Genomic DNA, 19,223 nt, shown 5'->3' with positions numbered 1-19,223 from the left:
CGGCGTCACCCCCGTCGTCCTCCTGCCCGTCCCGGCTCACCCGCCTGTCTCCACCGCCTCGGCCAACTCCGCGCCGGCGGGCGCCCGATGGTCGAAGGCGATCAACGGGTCGCCGGTCAGCGGATGGTCGATCACCGCCGCCCGCACGCCGAACACCGCCGACATCAACCCCGGCGTGAGCACCTCGCGCGGCGGTCCGGAAGCCACCACGGCTCCCTGGTGCAGGACATGCAGCCGGTCACAGACCGACGCGGCGGCGTTGAGGTCGTGCAGCGACACCAGGGTCGTACGGCGCCGGACGCGCAACAGGGCGAGCAGCTCCACCTGGTGGCGGATGTCGAGGTGGTTGGTCGGTTCGTCCAGGACCAGGACGTCCGGGCGCTGCGCGAACGCCCGGGCCAGCAGGACGCGTTGGCGTTCGCCGCCGGACAGGGCCGTGAAACGGCGTCCGGCGTGGCCGGCCATGCCGACGTCGGCGAGGGCGCGGGCGACGATGTCCCGGTCGGTGGCGTCCTCGCCCGCGAAGGCCCGCTTGTAGGGGGTGCGCCCCATGGCGACGACCTCGCGCACGCTCAACTCGAAGTCGCTCCCCCGCTCCTGCGGCAGAGCGGCCACATGCCGGGCCGACCGCGCCGGGGTCATCTCCCGCAGATCGGCGCCGGCCAGCAACACCCGTCCGGCGGTGGGCCGTAGATGCCGGTAGACGGTGCGCAGGAGCGTGGACTTGCCGCTGCCGTTCGGGCCGACCAGGCCGGTGATCTCGCCCTCGGCCGCCATGAGATGGGCGCCCGCCACGACCGTACGTCCGGCGTACGCGACATGCAGGTCCTCGATGTCGATCCTCAACTGTCGCTCCCCAGACGCCGATCGAGCAGATACAGCAGGGCCGGAGCCCCGAGCAGCGAGGTCACCACGCCGACCGGCAGCTCCTGTGTGTCCATCGCCGTACGGCAGACGATGTCGACCACCACCAGCAGTACGGCGCCGAACAGCGCGGAGAGGGGCAGCAGTCGGCGGTGGTCGCCGCCGACGACCAGGCGGCAGACGTGCGGCACCATCAGCGCGACGAACGCGATCGCGCCGGAGACCGCGACCAGGACGCCGGTCAACACGCTTGTCACGGTGAACAGTTCGCGCCGCAGCCGGGTGACGTCGACGCCGAGCCCGGCCGCGGTCTCGTCGCCCATGAGGAGGGCGTTCAGTCCGCGGGCGCGGGCCTGGAGACAGAGCCAGGCGGCCGGTACGGCGACGGCGGGCACGGCGAGCAGGGGCCAACTCGCCCCGCTGAGGCTGCCCATGAGCCAGAACAGCACGCTGTGGGTCTGCTGCTCGTCCCCCGCCTGGAGGACCAGGTAGCTGGTGAAGCCGGACAGGAACTGGCCGATCGCGACCCCCGCCAGCACCAGCCTCAGCGGGGCGAATCCGCCTCCCCGGCGGGCGGTCGCCCAGACGAGCGCGAAGGTGGCCAGGGCTCCCACGAACGCCGCGCCGGACAGGCCCAGTCCGAGCGCACCGCCCGCCCCGAGGCCGAGCACGATCGCCGCGACCGCGCCCAGCGAGGCACCGTTGGAGATGCCCAGCAGATACGGGTCGGCGAGCGGATTGCGCACCAGCGCCTGTACGGCCGTACCGACGAGACCGAGTCCGGCACCGACCAGGGCCGCCAACAGGGCGCGCGGGAGCCGGAGTTGCCAGACGATCAGGTCGTTCGTGCCGGGTCGCGCTGCCTCGCCGGAGAGGCGTCGCCACACCACGCCCCACACCTCGCCGGGCGGGATGGACGTCGAGCCCCGGGCGACCGCGGCCGTGAGTGCCGCGAGCAGTGCCACGGCGAGGACGAGGGCCAGCGGCCCCGCCCGCAGGCCGCGTGTCTCCGGCTGCGCCTCGGGCCGTACCAGCAAGGAGGCCACCGTCAGCCGACCTTGCCCGGGTAGAGGGTCTTGGCGATCTCCTCGACCGTGTCGGCGTTCTCGACCCCGGCGATGGTGGTCGGCTCGGAGCCGATGCACAGGAAGTGGCCTTCCTCGACGGCCGTCAGGCCCTTGGTCGCCGCGTTGGACTTCAGCCACTTCTCCGCTTCGGCGAACGCCTTGTCGTTCGCCGCGTCGCTCCCCCGGTTGCGGACCGCGAGCTGGATCCAGTCCGGGTTCTTGGCGATCACGTCCTCCCAGCCGACCTGCTTGTAGTCGGCGTCGCAGTCGGCGAAGACGTTGCGGGCACCGGCCAGGGTGATCACCGCGTTGGCGACCTGGCGGTTGCAGACGACGGTGGGCTGCTTGGTGCCGGAGTCGTAGTCGAAGAAGAAGTAGGTCGGGCGCTCGCTCTCCGCCGTGGCGCCGACCGCCTTCTGGACCGCGGCCACCTTCGTCTTCATCCCGTCGACGAGCTCCTTCGCCTTGGTGCTCGTGCCGGTGACCGCGCCGAGGGAGGTGATGTCGGCCTCGACGGCGGACAGGTCGGTCACCGTGCTCTTGCTCTGCGCCGCGCAGGCGGTGGACTTCAGGTAGATGTGGCTGATCCCGGCCGCCTCGAACTCCTCGGCGGTCGGCGCGTCGCCCATGCCGTTGCCCATCCCGCCCATCGACGCGAAGGTGTCGATGTACAGGTCGGCGCCCGAGCCGAGCAGTTTCTCCTTGGGGATCACGCTCTGGCTGAGCACCTTCACCTGCTGCGCCTGCGCGTCGAGCGTGCCGGTCAACGTGCCCTTGCCGGGCGGGAATCCGGTGCCGATCACCTTGTCGCCGGCGCCGAGGCGGAGCAACAGCTCCAGGCTGGAGGCGTTGCTGGTGACGATCTTCTTCGGGGCGGCGGAGAAGGTGGTGCGGGCGCCCGCGCAGTCCGTGACGGACACCGGGTAGTCACCCGAGGCGGCCTTCCCGGCGCTCACCTCGGCCGTCCCCTTCGCTCCGGCACCGCAGCCCGCCGCCAGCAGACCGCCGAGCACGACGGCCGCCGTACATCCCCACACACGAGAACGCATCGCAAGTCTCCAAGTTCCACTCGGTACATGGGCGACCGTCCGCCACCCGGTCCAGTAGTCGGGGTGAACTCCCCGTGAGTTCCCGCCACTTGGCGCTACGCCGGCACGCCTTGCCGCGCCGGGACCGCCGGCGCGGTGGGCTCGCCGTCCTCGGCGAGCAGCTCCGTCAGGGCCGCCCGGGCCCGTGCCACGCGGGAGCGGACCGTGCCGATCGGGCAGTCGCTCGCCTCGGCCGCCTCCGCGTAGGGCAGGCCCAGCAACTGGGTCAGAACGAAGGCCTCGCGGCGCTCGTCCGGCAGCGAGGCCAGCAGGTCGAGCAGCGCGACACCGTCGTCGAAGCCGGGCAGGTCGACCGGCTGGGCCCGTTCGATCGCCAACTGCCAGTCCGGTACGTCGGACAGCCGGGGTCTGGCGGCCGCGTACCGGTAGCTGTCGATGACGGCCCGGCGGGCGATCGACAGCAGCCAGGTACGCGCCGAGGAGCGGCCCTCGAAGCGGTGCAGGCTGCCGAGCGCGCGCAGGAACGTGTCCTGCGCCAGGTCGTCGACGGCCTGCGGATCGCCGCAGAGATGGGCCACGTACCGCTGGACGTCGCGTTGCAGGGCCCGGACGAAGTGGTCGACCGCGTTCGCGTCACCGCCTCGGGCGGCGAGCGCCCACGCGGTGATCGCCTCGTCGAGAGCTGCCGACTTCTTCTCGCCTTTGCCGCGCGCGGCGGGCAGGGCAGGAGTGATCACCTGGAGTCCTTCTCGGTCATCCGTGATCCGGACCAGGGCACGCGGAAGCGCGGGCGGTCCGGCGAGTGGGAAGAGACGGCCCTACGGCGCTTGCGCGGACGTGGGGCCGTGGCCCGGGGCATGCCTCACAGGCGGCCTCGGGATACCGGCTGTCCTCAGACGACAGCGGTCCGGGCCGGCGGCCCCCGCGAGGTGATCGCGTGGACCAGGAGGAGAAGGCGCGGCGCCCGGTCCGACGAGAGACGGCGCCCACGGATGCGCGGGCGGTCCATGGGCACGGGCAGGGCGAGCAGCAGGCGTAGCGGAGCCAGCAGCCGGCCGGCGACGGCGCGCAGGATGCGGAACGCGGCCTTCTCGCCGTGGGCCAGCCAGAGCCCGCACAGCAGCGCGGCGAGCAGGTGGGCGATGAGCATGCCGGTCGACGGGGCGCCCATGGGCGTGGCGTCCATGTGGCTCGCGCCCATGTCCATGGAGTCCATCCGCATCGAGCCCATGGCCGTGTCCGTGGCGGCCGTTGCGCCGGCTGCCGACCAGGCATACGAGAACGCCGAGTGGAGCACCGCCTGGGCGGCGACCACGACCGTCACGATCAGCGGGAGCCCGCGCTCACGGCCCGTCAGGCACCAGCCCGCGGCACCGGTCGCGACGAGCCCGGCGGCCAGTGCCGACGCGGGCACGTGGTTCCCGGACATCATGACGTGGCCCAGGGACGCGAGCAGCACGCAGACGGCCGCGAACACCGCGGCCCGTATCGCGCGAGAACACCGCCCTGGCCTCATGGCGCATCATCCTTGCACCAGGACGCCGGCCGTCTCGTGTGGGTACGCAAACCCACAGCCCATCACACTCGATCCACAGCATGTGACCCAGGCCACAAAAACGGGCGGGAACTCAACGGGCCTCCCGCCCGACTTCTAGTGGAGAGGCCCCTTGGAGAGGGGCCTCGACCGTTCGGCGATACACTCCCGCCCGCACCACGCATCCCCTTCGCGATCGCGAAGAAGCTGTCACTGTTCGGGCCGCCGGACCACCACCGCGATCGTCCTGACCGCCCCGCTGTGTGCGAAGTGCAGCGTGAACGGCACGAGGTCGCCCGCCCGCCAACCCGCCGGCGCCCGAAGGGTCACGTCCAGGCCGTCCGGGGACATGGACAGTTCACGGCCCGCCGATACGACGACGGACGCCACGTCGGCCCGGTAGCCGCCCGTGCGACGGCGGCCGAGGGTGATCTCCCCGCCGGTGGCGGAGGACGTCACGCCGACCAGACGGTCGTCCGCGCCGCCGAGGTTGGAGACGTCGAAGAACGCGGCGGTGTCGGCGCCGGAGCCGTTCGGCAGGTAGACCCGGCTGTTCGAGACGGCGATCCGGGCCGGGCTGCCCGCCTTCCCGGCGCCGGCCCAGGCCGTCAGTCCGGCCAGGGCGAGGCCGCACACGGCGACGGGCGCGACCGCGGCGAACAGGGTGTCGGTGAGCCGGCGGCGGGTCGGGCGCCAGGGGTGCGGTCCGTTCATCGGGTACGCCTCCCGGCGGCATTCGTCGGCTGCCAGGCGCGCAGCCGCAGGCTGTTGGCGACGACCAGCACCGAGCTGACCGACATGGCCGCGGCGGCGAGCATGGGGTTGAGCAAACCGACCATGGCGAGCGGCACGGTCACGACGTTGTAGCCGAAGGCCCACACGAGATTGGTGCGGATGGTGGCCAGGGTGCGCCGGGCCAGCCGTACGGCGTCCGCGAGGGCTTCGATGTCGCCGCGGACGAGGGTCACGTCGGCGGCCCCGATGGCCACGTCGGTGCCGGTGCCCATGGCGATGCCGAGGTCGGCGAGGGCGAGTGCGGCGGCGTCGTTCACACCGTCGCCGATGACGGCCACCCGGTGGCCCCGCTCCTGCAACTCCCGTACGAGATCGGCCTTGTCCTCGGGCGAGCAGCGGGCGTGCGTCTCGTCGATGCCCAGCGCCGACGCGACGGCCGCCGCGGGTGCCTCCCGGTCGCCGGTGGCGAGCACGGGCCGTACACCGAGGCGTCGCAACTGCTCGACGGCGCGGTGGCTTCCGGGGCGTACGACGTCACCGATCTCGATCAGCGCCTCGGTCACCCCGTCCACCCGTACCAGTACCGGGGTGTGCGCGGCGGCCTCCGCCGCGGGCAGGGCGTCCATGAGGGCGCCGGGCAACTCGCCCTCCAGGGCCAGGACTTCGACCAGCCGCCCCTCGACGCGGCCTCGCACGCCCTTCCCCGGCAGGGCGCTGAACTCGCTCACGTCCGGCAACACCCCTTCGGTCAGGGCGCGTTGGGAGTACGCGACGATCGCCCGGCCCAGCGGATGCTCCGAGCCCCGCTCGACCGCGCCGGCCAGCCGCAGCACCGCGTCCTTCCCCAGCCCGTCCGGTACGGCCGTGACGCGGGCGACGGTCATGTGCCCCGAGGTGAGCGTGCCGGTCTTGTCGAGGACGACGGTGTCGAGATGCCGGAGCCCTTCCAGTGCCTGCGGACCGCTGACGAGGACGCCCAGTTGGGCACCCCGGCCGGTCGCGGCCATCAGCGCGGTCGGGGTGGCCAGACCCAGCGCACACGGGCAGGCCACGACGAGCACGGCCACGCACGCGGTGAGCGCGGCCTGCGGTTCGGCCCCGGCACCGAGCCAGAAGCCGAGCGTCGTGAAGGCCAGGGCCAGCACGACCGGTACGAAGACCCCGGCGACCGAGTCGGCCAGCCGCTGCGCCTTCGCCTTCCCGGTCTGTGCCTCGGTCACCAGGCGCGCGATGCGGGCGAGTTGGGTGTCCGCGCCGATGGCGGTGGCCCGCACCAGCAGCAGCCCACCGGAGTTGACGGCACCGCCGACGACGGCCGAGCCCGGCCCGACCTCGACCGGCTCGCTCTCGCCGGTGACCAGGGACAGGTCCACGGCCGAACTGCCCTCCGCCACCTGCCCGTCGGTGGCGACCCGCTCACCGGGCCGCACGACGAAGACCTGACCCACCGTCAACTCCTCGATGGGCACAAGCCGTTCGGCATCCCCCTCACGCACCGACACATCCTTGGCCGCGAGCCGGGCGAGCGAGCGCAGCGCCGCCCCGGTACCGCGCCGGGCCCGTGCCTCCAGGAAACGGCCGGCCAGCACGAACAGCGGTACGCCGACGGCCGCTTCGAGATAGATGTGCGCGACACCGTCCGAGGCGGCGGGCACCAGACTGAACGGCATCCGCATCCCGGGATCACCGGCGCCGCCGAGGAAGAGCGCGTAGGCCGACCAGCCGAAGGACGCCACGACGCCGAGGGACACCAGCGCGTCCATGGTCGCCGCCGAGTGCCGCAGCCCGCGCACCGCCCGCACGTGGAAGGGCCACGCACCCCATACGGCGACCGGCGCGGCCAGCGCGAAGCACAGCCACTGCCAGTTGCGGAACTGGAGGCCGGGCACCATCGACAGCACCAGGACGGGAACCGCGAGCAGCGCCGTGTACAGCAGCCGGTCACGTTCCTGCCGCGCCCGCTCGGACTCGTCGTGTTCCTGATCCCCGTCGGCACGCCGCCGCTCCTTCGGCGGCGCGGGAAGGGCCGCCGTATAGCCGGCCTGCTCCACCGCCGCGACGAGTTCCGCGGCGCCGATCTCCGGCGGATGGCTCACCCTGGCCCGCCCGGTGGCCAGATTGACGGTCGCCGTGACCCCGTCCAGCTTGCCGAGCTTCTTCTCGACCCGCTTCACACAGGCCGCGCAGGTCATACCGCCGACGGCCAGATCGGTCGTCACGAGAACGGCCACCGAGTCGGCGCCCATCAGTTGCCTCCGCCGTGCATGTCCATGCCGCCCATGCCGCCGGTGCCACTGTCTCCGGTGTCACCGGTCCCGCCGGTGATGCCGACGCCGCCGCCGGTGCCACCCGTGCCGCTGGTGCCGTGCATGCCGGGCGCGACGGGTCCGACGCCGGACCCGACGGCGTACGAGATGCCGAACATCGCCGTCAGCAGCAGAAGGAAGCCGCACAGGGCGGGAGGGGGCACCAGTCTCCGGAGCACCGCACCGGCGCCTGAGGAGGATTGTCGGGACTCGTCCATCACCGGTCTCCACTTCGCGTCGTACGGCACGCGGCGGATTGCCTGGGATCGAGCCGCACCACTTCAGGAGTCGGACAGGAGAGGTCCCGAGTTCCGGCACGGATTTGTGGCCCCGGTCACGCGACCCGGGATCCGGGATCCGGGATCCGGGATCCGGGATCCGGGATCCGGGATCCGACGGGTCAGGACGCCTTGGCCACCGGCTCCAGAATCGCCACGCACTCCACGTGGTGAGTCATCGGGAAAAGATCGAACGCCCGCAGCGTCCGCACCCGATACCCCCCGTCCCGGAAGTACCCCAAGTCCCGGGCCAACGCTGCCGGATCGCACGCCACATACGCGATCTTCCGCGCCCCCAGCGACGACAGATGCTCCACGGTCTTCTTGCCGGCCCCCGAGCGCGGCGGGTCGAGGACGATCAGGTCGACCTCGGAGATGCCGGTGCGCGGGAGCACGCTCTCGACCTTCCCCTGTTCGACCCGCACCCGCTCGAACCCGGCGAGATTGTGCCGCGCGTCCTCGACCGCGCGCTTGCCGGACTCGATGCCGAGGACCGCGCCCTTGTCGCCGAGGCGGTCGGCGAGGGCGCCCGCGAAGAGGCCGACGCCGCAGTACAGGTCGAGGGCCATGTCGCCCTTGCGCGGGAGCAGGCCCTGCATGACCGCCTTGACGAGGGTGTCGGCGGCCATCGGGTGGACCTGCCAGAAGCCGCCGCTGCCGACGCGGTACGTACGGCCGTCGGCGCGCTCGCGGACGAACGCGCGGCCGTGGACGCGGTGGATGCCGCCGTCGTGCTCCTCGACGCGCATGACCGAGACGGGGCGTTCGAGTTCGACCAGGGGCAGGCGGGCGCCGGGACGGGGCTCCAGGATGACCATGCGGTCCTGGGAACCCGTCGCCGCGATCGCGTCGACCGAGGCCATGCCGGACCAGTCGCGCTCCTCGATGCCCAGCTCGCTGACGCCCGGCGCCGCGATCATGCAGTGCTCGATGGGCTCGACCTCGTGCGAACGGTGCTTGCGCAGACCGGCGTTGCCGTCCACGTCCACCGCGTACTGCACGCGCGTGCGCCACTGCGGGACCTGTCCCGCGGGCAGCTTGTCGCCCTCGGCCGGCATCACCGTGCCGTCCCAGCCGGCCTCCTCGGGCGTGAGCCCGGCGAGCCGCTGCAACTGCTCGGCGATGACCTCGCCCTTGAGCCGGCGCTGGGCGCCGGGCTTGGCGTGCTGCCAGTCGCAGCCGCCGCAGCGGCCGGGACCGGCGTACGGGCAGGGCGCCTCGACCCGGTCCTTGGACTCCTCCAGGATCGTCACCGCGTCGGCCCGCAGGAACCGCGCGCCCTCCTCGCCGTCGGTGACCCGCGCGACCACGCGCTCACCGGGCAGCGTGTGCCGGACGAACAGCACCTGGCCCTCGGCCGTACGGGCGATGCAGTGCCCGCCATGGGCGACGGGGCCCACCTCGACCTCGTACTCCTCCCCCACCAGCGATTTCTTCGGTTCTGCCTGCATGGCGGGGTGACTCCACAACGTCAAAGGGGGAACGGCCGGACAACAGCCCACCAGTCTACGTGGGCCCTGTCCAACCGCTCACCACGAAGCGAGCCGTCCAAACCCGTCGGCGCTCAGCCCTTGGTGTCCGAGGACTCCCGGTGCCGCTCCTCCGCCGGCCCCCGCCGCACCGCACCCGGAGCGCTCCACTCCGACCGCTTCCGCGCCCGGTTCTTCGCCGCCTCGGAGGACTCGAGCTGGTACGGCACCGACGTCACCATCACACCCGGCGTGAACAGCAGCCGGCCCTTCAACCTCAGCGCGCTCTGGTTGTGCAGCAGGTGCTCGTACCAGTGGCCGACCACGTACTCGGGGATGATCACGGACACCGCGTCCCGCGGCGACTCCTTCCGCAGGCTCTTCACGTACTCGATGATCGGCCGCGTGATCTCCCGGTACGGCGAGTCCAGCACCTTCAGCGGTACGTCGATCCCGCGCCGCTCCCACTCCTCGCGCAGCGCCTTGATCTCGGCCGGGTCCACGTTGACGCTGAGCGCCTCCAGGGTGTCCGAGCGCATCAACTTGGCGTAGGCCAGGGCCCGTAGAGCCGGGCGGTGGATCTTGGAGATGAGGACCACGGAGTGGACGCGGGACGGCCGGATGCTGTCGTCGCTGGGGCCCTCGGGGGCGGCGATCTCCTCGGCGACCCGGTCGTAGTGCTTACGGATCGCGGTCATCGTGGCGTAGAAGATGCACATGCCGAGCAGCGCCACCCAGGCGCCGTGCGTGAACTTCGTGACCAGGACGACGACCAGCACCAGGCCGGTGAAGAACGCGCCGAAGGTGTTGATCGCGCGCGAGCGGACCATGTGACGGCGCTTGGCCTGGTCCTTCTCGGTGGCGAGGTGGCGGTTCCAGTGCCGGACCATGCCGGTCTGGCTGAGGGTGAAGGAGACGAACACGCCCACGATGTAGAGCTGGATCAGGCGGGTCGAGTCGGCGCCGTAGATCGCGATCAGCAGGGTGGCCGTGCCGGCGAGCAGCACGATGCCGTTGGAGAAGGCCAGGCGGTCGCCGCGGGTGTGCAGTTGGCGCGGGAGGTAGCGGTCCTGGGCGAGGATCGAGCCGAGCAGGGGGAAGCCGTTGTAGGCGGTGTTCGCGGCGAGGAACAGGACCAGCGCGGTGGCCGCGGCGAGCACGACGAACAGGAAGCTGCCCTTGCCGAACACGGCCTCGGCGACCTGGGAGATCACCGGGTTCTGGACATAGCCGGAGCCGATCGCGACGCCGTTGTGCAGCAGGTCGGTGGCCGGGTTCTCGGCCATGCGGACCTTGGTCGTCATGGCCAGCGCGATGATCCCGCAGAACATTGTCACGGCCAGGATGCCCATCGCCGCGAGCGTGGTCGCCGCGTTCTTCGACTTGGGCTTGCGGAAGGCCGGGACGCCGTTGGAGATCGCCTCGACGCCGGTAAGCGCGGCGCAGCCGGAGGAGAAGGCGCGCAGCATCAGGAAGACGAGCGCGAAGCCCGCGAGGCCCTGGTGCTCGGCCTTGATGTGGTAGTCGGCGGTCGGCGCGCGCATGGTGTCGCCGAGGACGAGTCCGCGGAAGGCACCCCACGCGATCATCACGAAGACGCCCGCGACGAAGACGTACGTCGGGATCGCGAACAGCGAGCCGGACTCCTTCACCCCGCGCAGGTTCATCAGCGTGAGGAGCACCACGACGGCGACCGCGCAGCTCACCTTGTGCTCGACCACGAACGGGACCGCGGAACCGAGGTTCTCGATGCCGGAGGCGATCGAGACGGCGACGGTGAGGACGTAGTCGACGAGCAGGGCGCTGGCGACGGTGAGGCCGGCCTTGGGGCCGAGGTTGGTGGTGGCCACCTCGTAGTCGCCGCCGCCGCTGGGGTAGGCGTGGACGTTCTGCCGGTAGGAGGCGACCACGGTGAACATCAGCACCACGACCGCGACCGCGATCCAGGGGCTGAAGTGGTACGCCGACACGCCCGCGATGGAGAGGACCAGCAGCACCTCGCCGGGCGCGTAGGCCACGGAGGACAGCGGGTCGGAAGCGAAGACGGGGAGTGCGATGCGTTTCGGCAGGAGCGTTTCGCCCAACCGGTCGCTGCGCAGTGCGCGCCCGATGAGGATGCGCTTGGGCACGTCGGTCAGTTTGGACACAACAGAGGATCGTAGGCCTTCGAACAGGCGATCCTCTACTCGCCACCTGCCTGAGCCCTGTCATCTGCCTCACGAGTGAAATAAGGGACGAGCGGAGTCGCGGATTCCGTCGAGAGCGCCGACCTCGTGTCTATATGACAAAACCCCGCTCGCGCCGCCCCCTGGAGGTTCCATGCCCTCGACCGCAGAGCTGATCGGCGCCCTGGCCACCCTCGTCGGCCTCGGAATCCTGACCCTGGCCAGCGTGCGCAGCATCGGCCGCCGCTGACGCACAGGGGTGCCCCCAAAGGACCGGACGTGTGTACTTTGGCCTCGGTCTGAGACCCTGATGGGGCTGAGCATTGATTTCAGGACACCGGAAGGACGGTCGTGCACATCGTCATCATGGGCTGCGGCAGAGTGGGTTCCGCTCTCGCCCAGACCCTGGAGCAACAGGGGCACACGGTCGCCGTGATCGACCGGGACCCCACCGCCTTCCGTCGGCTGGGCCCGGGATTCGGCGGCCGCCGGGTCACCGGGGTCGGCTTCGACCAGGACACGCTGCGCGAAGCGGGCATCGAGGAGGCGGGCGCGTTCGCGGCCGTCTCCAGCGGTGACAACTCGAACATCATCTCCGCGCGGGTGGCCCGCGAGATGTTCGGCGTCGAGAACGTCGCGGCCCGTATCTACGACCCCCGCCGTGCCGAGGTCTACCAGCGCCTGGGCATCCCCACCGTCGCCACGGTCCGCTGGACCGCCGACCAGATGCTGCGCCGGCTGCTGCCCTCGGGCGCGGAGCCGCTGTGGCGGGACCCCACCGGCGGTGTCCAACTCGCCGAGGTGCACGCCTCGGCGGCCTGGGTCGGCCAGCGGATCAGCAAGCTGCAGGAGGAGACGGGCGTCCGCGTGGCGTTCCTCACCCGTCTCGGCGAGGCGATGCTGCCCTCTTCGCAGACCGTGTTGCAGGAGGGCGACCTCGTGCACGTGATGATGCGGACGGACGAGGTCGACAAGGTCGAGGCGGCGTTCGCCAAGGGTCCCGAAGAGGAGGGCGGTCACTGATGAGGGTCGCCATTGCCGGAGCCGGCGCGGTCGGACGTTCGATCGCCGGTGAGCTGTTGGAGAACGGTCACGAGATCCTTCTCATCGACAAGGCCCCGACCGCGATCTCGGTCGAGCGGGTCCCCCAGGCGGAGTGGCTGCTGGCCGACGCCTGCGAGATCACGTCCCTGGACGAGGCGGCGCTCCAGCGCTGCAACGTCGTGATCGCCGCGACGGGCGACGACAAGGTCAACCTCGTCGTCTCCCTCCTCGCGAAGACGGAGTACGGCGTCCCGCGCGTCGTCGCCCGCGTCAACAACCCCAAGAACGAATGGCTCTTCAACGAGTCCTGGGGCGTCGACGTGGCCGTCTCCACCCCCCGTCTGATGTCGGCCCTGGTCGAGGAGGCGGTGTCGGTCGGCGACCTCGTCCGCCTGCTCCGCTTCAGTCACGGCGACGCCAACCTCGTGGAGCTGACCCTCCCCGAGGAGTCCGCCCTCGCGGGCACCCAGGTCGGCGACGTGGAGTGGCCCGAGGACACGTCCCTGGTCACGATCATCCGCGGCACCCGTGTGCTGACCCCGTCCCGCGAGGACTCCCTCGAGGCGGGCGACGAGCTGCTGTTCGTGGCGGCTCAGGCACGCGAGGAGCAGTTGGAGGATCTGCTGTCGGTACGCCGGGAGGACGCGGCGAGCTGATCGGTTGTACGTCTACGACGAGGAAGGGCGCCCTGAGATCTCAGGGCGCCCTTTCAACGTTCACTTCTCAACTGGCGGTAAACAGGTGGTGGGTGGGCATAGGTCCCGGGGGTCTGGGGGCAGAGCCCCCAGGGGACGCACACCGCGACGAACGGTCACCCATCACGCCGGTGTCGCGCACCGACCTCGCCGGAGGCCTCGGCGGCAGCCTTCCGTTCCTTCTCGGCCTGCTCCTCCGCCTCCATCTCCGCGAACACGTCGATCGGCGCGGGCGCCTTCGCGAGGAAGACCCAGGTGAGCCAGACGGCGAGGAGGAAGGGCGGGATCTTCAACGCGACCAGGACCCAGCCGAGTTGGGCGGTGTTGGCCCACCAGTAGAGCGGGAAAAGGATCGCGCACTTGGCGAGCAGGATCAGGCCCCAGGCCCAACTGGCCTTCGCGTAGGCCTTCTTGCGGCCGGGGTTGCGGGTCCGCCAGGAGAGGTTCTCCTTGAAGACCGGGCCGAGGATCAGGCCGATCAGCGGTACGCCCGCGAGCGTCGTGATGATGTACGCGAGCGCGAGCCCCAACGTGTAGAGCATGCCCGGGAGATAGAAGTTCTTGGCGTTGCCGGTCATCATCGCGAAGACGACACCGAAGGCGACGCCGAAGACACCGCTGAAGGCGTGCTTGACGGTGTCCCGGCTCACCAGACGGACCACGACCAGCGCCAGCGCCAGCGCCAGCGCGGCGATCGCCGACCAGTGCAGGTTCTTGTTGATGGTGAAGATGCTGACGAAGAGGAGGCCGGGCAGGACCGTTTCGATCATGCCGCGCAGCCCGCCGAACGCCTCGAAGAGGGCCGCCTCGGTCACCGCCCGGACATCCTGCTCGCTGTCTTCGGCGTCCACGGTGTCCGCGGTCGGCTTGTCGAGCGACGTCACCGGCTACTCCCGTCCGAGGGGTTTCAGTTCGTATTTCGGGTTGAAGAGCACCCGGCGGCCCCTGCTCATCGAGATCCGGCCGGACGCGATCAGCTTGCGCCCCGGTTCTATCCCCACGATGGAGCGCCTGCCGAGCCACACCACGTCCAGGGCGGCGGAGCCGTCGAACAGCTCGGCCTCCAGGGCCGGAACACCGGCCCGGGGGCGCAGCGTGACCGTGCGCAAGGTACCAGTAACCGTCACGATCTGCCGGTCGTGGCAGTCGCCGATCCGGACACAGCCCTCGGTCTCGGCGTCCTCACGCAACTCCTCCGACTCCAGGTCCTCCTGCGAGGTGGAGAGCCGGTCGAGCATGCGCCGGAACCGGCCCGCCGGCTTTTCGGAACGAGGAACAGCGCTCATATCTGAAGCGTACCGGGGTCCACCGACAGCCACGTACCCGCGGCCGCGCGGTCGATGCGCCTAGCGCTCGAACCGGTATCCCATACCCGGTTCCGTGATGAAGTGCTTCGGATGCGCGGGGTCCGTCTCCAGCTTGCGCCGAAGCTGCGCCATGTACACGCGGAGGTAGTTCGTCTCGGTCCCGTACGACGGCCCCCACACCTCCTGGAGGAGCTGCTTCTGGCTGACCAGCCGCCCGGTGTTGCGCACGAGCACCTCCAGCAGATGCCACTCCGTGGGGGTCAGCCGTACGTCCCGCCCGTCCCGCTGCACCTTCTTGGCGGCCAGGTCGACGGTGAACTCCTCGGTCTCGACCAGGACGTCGTCCTCGCCGCCCCCGGTGGGCTCGGCCCGGCGCACGGCGGCCCGCAGCCGGGCCAGCAGCTCGTCCATGCCGAAGGGCTTGGTGACGTAGTCGTCCGCACCCGCGTCCAGTGCCTCGACCTTCTCGTCGGAGGAGTGCCGCGCGGACAGCACCAGGATCGGCACCCGGGTCCAGCCGCGCAGCCCCCGGATCACCTCGACGCCGTCCATGTCGGGCAGCCCCAGGTCGAGCACGACCACGTCGGGGTGACGGGAGGCGGCGAGGTCGAGGGCGGTCTTGCCGTCGGCGGCCGCGTCGACCTCGTACTTCCGCGCCTTGAGGTTGATCACGAGGGCCCGCACGATCTGCGGCTCATCCTCGACCACGAGGACCCTGGTCATGAGGCCTGCCTTTCCGGTTGCACGTCTTTCACATCACGCACGTCACGCACGTCATACACGTCCTCTACGACGCCTTTCGCCGCCCGCAGGGTGAGGACCATGGTGAGGCCTCCGCCGGGCGTGTCCTCGGCGTTCAGGGTGCCGGCCATCGCCTCGGTGAAGCCGCGCGCCACGGCGAGGCCGAGCCCCACTCCGGCGCCGCGCGGGGCGTCGCCGTAGCGCTGGAAGGGCTCGAAGATGCGGTCCTTGGCCGCGTCGGGGACGCCCGGGCCGCGGTCGACCACCCGTACCTCGACGCGGTCGGCGATGGCGCTGGCGGACACCAGGACGGTTTCGCCGGGCGGGCTGTACTTGACCGCGTTCTCGACCAGGTTGGCCACCGCCCGCTCCAGGAGCCCGGGGTCGACGGCCACCATGGGCAGCGTCTCCGGGATGTCGAGTTCGGCGCTGCCTTCCGGCACCCCGCCCAGCGCCATCGGGACCACCTCGTCGAGGTCGATCTCGCGGATGATCGGCGTGACCGTGCCGGTCTGGAGGCGGGACATGTCGAGCAGGTTGCCCACGAGGTGGTCGAGCCGGTCGGCGCCGTCCTCGATGCCCTCCAGCAGCTCGGCCTGGTCCTCCTCGGACCACGCCACGTCGTCGGAGCGCAGGGAGGAGACGGCCGCCTTGATGCCGGCCAGCGGGGTCCGCAGATCGTGGCTCACGGCCGCCAGCAGGGCCGTACGGATGCGGTTGCCCTCGGCGAGCGCGCGGGCCTGGTCGGCCTCCTCGCGCAGGCGCCTGCGGTCCAGTACGACGGCGGCCTGGGCGGCGAAGGCGGCCAGCACCCGGCGGTCGGAGGCGGGCAGCACCCGGCCGGTCAGCGCGAGGGCCATGTGGTCGCCGACCGGCATGTCCACGTCGCCGTCCTCGGGCCGCTCCAGCGGCACTCCCACGCCCACCCGGCCCGCGCAGGTCCAGGGGTCCACGTCGCTCTGGCGCTCCAGCAGCGCCACGGACTCCATGCCGAAGGTCTCCCGGACCCGTTCCAGGAGCGCTTCGAGGCTGGTCTCGCCGCGCAGCACGCTGCCCGCGAGGAAGGACAGGATCTCGGACTCGGCGCGCAGTCTGGCGGCCTGCTGGGTGCGTCGCGCGGCCAGGTCCACGACCGAGGCCACGGACACGGCGACACCGACGAAGATCGCGATGGCGACGATGTTCTTGGGGTCGGCGATGGTCAGCCGGTGCAGCGGGGGTGTGTAGTAGTAGTTCAGCAGGAACGAGCCGAGGGCCGCCGAGACCAGCGCCGGCAGCAGCCCGCCGAGCAGCGCCGCCGCCACCGTCAGGGACAGGAACAGCAGCATGTCGTTGGCGAGGCCGAGGTGGATGGCGTTCAGGAGGAACGCGAGCCCCACCGGCCCGACCACGCCGACCAGCCACCCCGAGACGATCCGGGCCCGCCCGAGCCGCGCGCCCCGGGACACGGGCAGCCCGCGCCCCTTGGCGACCTCCTCGTGGGTGACGATGTGGACGTCCAGGTCGGGGCCGGACTCACGGGCGACCGTGGCACCCACCCCCGGCCCGAAGACGTACTGCCAGGTCTTGCGCCGCGAGGAGCCGAGGACGATCTGCGTGGCGTTCACCCCGCGTGCGAAGTCGAGCAGCGCGGCCGGGATGTCGTCGCCGACGACGTGGTGGAAGGTGCCGCCGAGGTCCTCGGCGAGCGTGCGCTGGAGGGCGAGTTCCTTCGGGGAGGCCGAGGTCAGGCCGTCGCTGCGGGAGATGTAGACGGCCAGTACCTCACCGCCGGCCCCCTTCTCGGCGAGCCGCGCGGCCCGTCGTATCAGCGTCCGTCCTTCGGGACCGCCGGTCAGCCCGACGACGATCCGCTCGCGGGAACCCCAGATCGCCGAGACCTGATGTTCGCTGCGGTACTCCTGGAGGTACTCGTCGACCCGGTCGGCCACCCACAGCAGCGCCAACTCCCGCAGGGCGGTGAGGTTTCCGGGCCGGAAGTAGTTCGAGAGGGCCGCGTCGACCTTGTCGGGCTTGTAGATGTTGCCGTGCGCCATGCGGCGCCGTAGCGCCTGTGGCGACATGTCGACGAGCTCGATCTGGTCGGCCCGGCGGACGACCTCGTCGGGCACGGTCTCCTGCTGCCGGACCCCGGTGATCGACTCGACCACGTCACCCAGGGACTCAAGGTGCTGGATGTTGACGGTCGACACCACGTCGATGCCGGCCGCGAGCAGCTCCTCGATGTCCTGCCAGCGCTTGGTGTTGCGGGAGCCCGGGATGTTGGTGTGGGCGAGTTCGTCCACCAGGGCGACGGCGGGGGCGCGGCGCAGCACCGCGTCGACGTCCATCTCGGTGAAGACGGTCCCCCGGTAGGCCAGCTCCACGCGCGGGACCTGCTCCAGGCCGTGCAGCATCACCTCGGTGCGGGCCCTGTCGTGGTGCTCCACGAAGGCGACCACGCAGTCGGTGCCCCGCTCCACCCTGCGGTGGGCCTCGGACAGCATGGCGTACGTCTTGCCGACGCCCGGTGCCGCACCGAGGTAGATCCGAAGCTTGCCGCGTCCCATGGCCCCATTGTCTTCCCGTCACAGCTCTGTACGCAGCGTCGACTTTACGGCCAATAAGTCCGACAAATGGGGTGGCGGGCGCGGTACGGGACGTCTTTGACGCATCCCTGATGCCCGTACGGCACCGTACGGGCATCAGGGTCAGGGCGCTGTTCAGTTGGGGTTGTCGCCGTGCGTGAGGGTCTCCCACGCCACGAAGAGGTTGTTGCTGCCGGCCGGGCGGTTGTTGAGGGTGAGCGTCTGGGTGTTGGTCATGGCGATGCCCAGACGGTTGTGCAGGGCGTTGTAGCCGACCTCGGTGACGGGCCCGAGCCCGAGGGTCAGCGACCCGCCGCACAGCCAGCTCGGCACGGCCGTCCCGAGCTGGTACTTGGCCTGGAACCCGAGCGCCTGCCGCAGCCGCTCGCCCACGTCGGTGCCGTACAGGTCCGTGCCCTGGATCCGGCTGGTCTCGGCGACGTGCGAGATCGAGGAGAGGCCGTACCCGGTGTGCGTGAAGTCGCGGCACGTCTCCTGGGTGAGCCCGGTGACGAAGGTCGACTGGCCCTGCCAGTAACTGACGATCTTCGCCGTGGTGTTGAGGTTCTGGCTCGGCACGGTCTTCGGTACGGAACCGTCCGAGGCGAGGTAGATGTACGCGGCCGTGCGCGTCCGGAAGAGCGCCATGGCCTTGTCGTACGACGTCTTGTCCTCCAGGAAGACGGAGATGCCGACGGCGGCGTCCATCATCGTCAGCTCCCAGTTCCCGTTGGAATTGGAGCCGTTGATGATCTCGGGCAGGTAGACGTTGCGCAGCATGGTCGCGAAGCGGGCCGAGTTGGTCCACGTCCCGGTGTACGTGTACTTGATGATCTCGGCGGCCTTGGGCCAGGAGGAGCCGGCCCAGCCGGTCTGCAGGGGCGCGTTGCTGTTGGTGTGGCTGGTGATCGTGGCCGACCAGGCGTCCATGATCTCGATGGCCTTCTGGGCGTAGCGCGCGTCCTTGGTGATGTACCAGGCGAGCGCGTCGGTGTAGGCCGCGATCGCGTCCTCGCGCTCGTCGGTGCAGCCGTAGTTGGGGTTGGAGTACGAGCCGCACTCGACGACGGCTCTGGGCTTCGGGGTCCGGGTCAGGCCGGCGTAGGAGCTGGCCATCATCTGGTCGTAGGCGCCCTTCCAGGGCTGGGCGCCGGCGAGGACCTCGGTGCGGGCGAAGTCCAACTGGCTCCTGGAGACATCGACTCCGGGATGGACGAAGGTGGCGGGGGCGGCCTGGGCGGTGGTGCCGGGCTGGGCGAAGAAGCCCAGGACCAGCGCGGTGACGACGGAGAGCAGGGCAGCGCGGCGCACGGTGACTCCGTTCTCGTATGTGAACAAGGAGCACCCTGATGAACTCGGGCGTTGAGCCGAGACCATAGGTACAGACCAATGGGCCGTCAAG

At 70.9% G+C, this 19,223-nt stretch carries 17 protein-coding genes; 2 read left to right on the top strand and 15 right to left on the bottom strand.

The window, feature by feature from the left end:
- Positions 1-36 precede the first annotated feature (36 nt).
- The 10 genes from OG223_RS39010 to OG223_RS38965 form a co-directional block, all read right to left on the bottom strand.
- Complete coding sequence (locus tag OG223_RS39010) at positions 37-846, bottom strand: ABC transporter ATP-binding protein (protein WP_329259242.1); 810 nt, start codon at positions 844-846, stop codon at positions 37-39.
- Positions 843-1,910 (bottom strand): FecCD family ABC transporter permease, encoded by a 1,068-nt coding sequence (locus OG223_RS39005; protein WP_329259238.1) that lies wholly within the window; start codon positions 1,908-1,910, stop codon positions 843-845. The genes OG223_RS39010 and OG223_RS39005 overlap by 4 nt, the downstream gene beginning before the upstream one ends.
- 2 nt (positions 1,911-1,912) lie before the next feature.
- Positions 1,913-2,980 (bottom strand): ABC transporter substrate-binding protein, encoded by a 1,068-nt coding sequence (locus OG223_RS39000; RefSeq protein WP_329259235.1) that lies wholly within the window; start codon positions 2,978-2,980, stop codon positions 1,913-1,915.
- A 95-nt stretch (positions 2,981-3,075) separates the two neighbouring features.
- On the bottom strand, positions 3,076-3,717 hold the full coding sequence (locus OG223_RS38995) for a sigma-70 family RNA polymerase sigma factor (RefSeq protein WP_329259232.1): 642 nt from the start codon (positions 3,715-3,717) through the stop codon (positions 3,076-3,078).
- A 155-nt stretch (positions 3,718-3,872) separates the two neighbouring features.
- The gene (locus OG223_RS38990; RefSeq protein ID WP_329259230.1) at positions 3,873-4,496 is read right to left on the bottom strand and encodes a hypothetical protein; all 624 of its coding nucleotides are present in this window, start codon (positions 4,494-4,496) and stop codon (positions 3,873-3,875) included.
- 228 nt (positions 4,497-4,724) lie between these two features.
- The gene (locus OG223_RS38985; protein WP_329259228.1) at positions 4,725-5,228 is read right to left on the bottom strand and encodes a copper chaperone PCu(A)C; all 504 of its coding nucleotides are present in this window, start codon (positions 5,226-5,228) and stop codon (positions 4,725-4,727) included.
- Complete coding sequence (locus OG223_RS38980; RefSeq protein WP_329259225.1) at positions 5,225-7,495, bottom strand: heavy metal translocating P-type ATPase; 2,271 nt, start codon at positions 7,493-7,495, stop codon at positions 5,225-5,227. The genes OG223_RS38985 and OG223_RS38980 overlap by 4 nt, the downstream gene beginning before the upstream one ends.
- The gene (locus OG223_RS38975; protein WP_443073788.1) at positions 7,495-7,719 is read right to left on the bottom strand and encodes a hypothetical protein; all 225 of its coding nucleotides are present in this window, start codon (positions 7,717-7,719) and stop codon (positions 7,495-7,497) included. Before OG223_RS38975 ends, OG223_RS38980 begins: the two co-directional genes overlap by 1 nt.
- Before the next feature lie 236 nt (positions 7,720-7,955).
- Complete coding sequence (locus OG223_RS38970) at positions 7,956-9,284, bottom strand: class I SAM-dependent RNA methyltransferase (RefSeq protein ID WP_329259220.1); 1,329 nt, start codon at positions 9,282-9,284, stop codon at positions 7,956-7,958.
- A gap of 113 nt (positions 9,285-9,397) precedes the next feature.
- Positions 9,398-11,449: an APC family permease gene (locus OG223_RS38965; protein ID WP_329259217.1), complete on the bottom strand. Its 2,052-nt coding sequence runs from the start codon at positions 11,447-11,449 to the stop codon at positions 9,398-9,400.
- Between the two features lie 369 nt (positions 11,450-11,818).
- Between OG223_RS38965 and OG223_RS38960 the strand changes: the two genes are divergently transcribed.
- Both OG223_RS38960 and OG223_RS38955 read left to right on the top strand, forming a co-directional pair.
- On the top strand, positions 11,819-12,490 hold the full coding sequence (locus OG223_RS38960; protein WP_329259214.1) for a potassium channel family protein: 672 nt from the start codon (positions 11,819-11,821) through the stop codon (positions 12,488-12,490).
- On the top strand, positions 12,490-13,167 hold the full coding sequence (locus OG223_RS38955; protein WP_019061074.1) for a potassium channel family protein: 678 nt from the start codon (positions 12,490-12,492) through the stop codon (positions 13,165-13,167). Before OG223_RS38960 ends, OG223_RS38955 begins: the two co-directional genes overlap by 1 nt.
- A 155-nt stretch (positions 13,168-13,322) precedes the next feature.
- Here the strand turns inward: OG223_RS38955 and OG223_RS38950 are convergent, their stop codons facing one another.
- The 5 genes from OG223_RS38950 to OG223_RS38930 all read right to left on the bottom strand — a co-directional run bounded on the left by OG223_RS38950 (position 13,323) and on the right by OG223_RS38930 (position 19,132).
- Positions 13,323-14,090 carry a DUF3159 domain-containing protein gene (locus tag OG223_RS38950; RefSeq protein WP_329259212.1) on the bottom strand — a complete coding sequence of 256 codons (768 nt, stop codon included), beginning with the start codon at positions 14,088-14,090 and terminating at the stop codon, positions 13,323-13,325.
- 3 nt (positions 14,091-14,093) lie between these two features.
- Positions 14,094-14,492, bottom strand: a complete 399-nt coding sequence (locus tag OG223_RS38945) for an OB-fold nucleic acid binding domain-containing protein (protein ID WP_078652621.1) — start codon at positions 14,490-14,492, stop codon at positions 14,094-14,096.
- A gap of 60 nt (positions 14,493-14,552) precedes the next feature.
- Positions 14,553-15,236 (bottom strand): response regulator, encoded by a 684-nt coding sequence (locus OG223_RS38940; RefSeq protein WP_019061071.1) that lies wholly within the window; start codon positions 15,234-15,236, stop codon positions 14,553-14,555.
- A complete protein-coding gene (locus OG223_RS38935) occupies positions 15,233-17,803 on the bottom strand; it encodes a sensor histidine kinase (protein WP_329259209.1) in 2,571 nt (856 codons plus the stop codon). Before OG223_RS38935 ends, OG223_RS38940 begins: the two co-directional genes overlap by 4 nt.
- Positions 17,804-17,956: 153 nt before the next feature.
- A complete protein-coding gene (locus tag OG223_RS38930) occupies positions 17,957-19,132 on the bottom strand; it encodes an alginate lyase family protein (RefSeq protein WP_329259206.1) in 1,176 nt (391 codons plus the stop codon).
- Between the last annotated feature and the right edge of the window lie 91 nt (positions 19,133-19,223).

It is taken from the genome of Streptomyces sp. NBC_01478, assembly GCF_036227225.1.
Classification (GTDB): domain Bacteria; phylum Actinomycetota; class Actinomycetes; order Streptomycetales; family Streptomycetaceae; genus Streptomyces.
The sequence above is the reverse complement of the archived record's forward strand: the minus strand, read 5'-3'. Positions and strand labels throughout refer to the sequence as shown.

Coding starts and splice junctions, on each gene's coding strand:
- OG223_RS38935 (WP_329259209.1), bottom strand. CDS start 17,803: ATGGGACGCGGCAAGCTTCGGATCTACCTCGGTGCGGCACCGGGCGTC.
- OG223_RS38970 (WP_329259220.1), bottom strand. CDS start 9,284: ATGCAGGCAGAACCGAAGAAATCGCTGGTGGGGGAGGAGTACGAGGTC.
- OG223_RS38980 (WP_329259225.1), bottom strand. CDS start 7,495: ATGGGCGCCGACTCGGTGGCCGTTCTCGTGACGACCGATCTGGCCGTC.
- OG223_RS38945 (WP_078652621.1), bottom strand. CDS start 14,492: ATGAGCGCTGTTCCTCGTTCCGAAAAGCCGGCGGGCCGGTTCCGGCGC.
- OG223_RS39000 (WP_329259235.1), bottom strand. CDS start 2,980: ATGCGTTCTCGTGTGTGGGGATGTACGGCGGCCGTCGTGCTCGGCGGT.
- OG223_RS38940 (WP_019061071.1), bottom strand. CDS start 15,236: ATGACCAGGGTCCTCGTGGTCGAGGATGAGCCGCAGATCGTGCGGGCC.
- OG223_RS38985 (WP_329259228.1), bottom strand. CDS start 5,228: ATGAACGGACCGCACCCCTGGCGCCCGACCCGCCGCCGGCTCACCGAC.
- OG223_RS38990 (WP_329259230.1), bottom strand. CDS start 4,496: ATGAGGCCAGGGCGGTGTTCTCGCGCGATACGGGCCGCGGTGTTCGCG.
- OG223_RS38955 (WP_019061074.1), top strand. CDS start 12,490: ATGAGGGTCGCCATTGCCGGAGCCGGCGCGGTCGGACGTTCGATCGCC.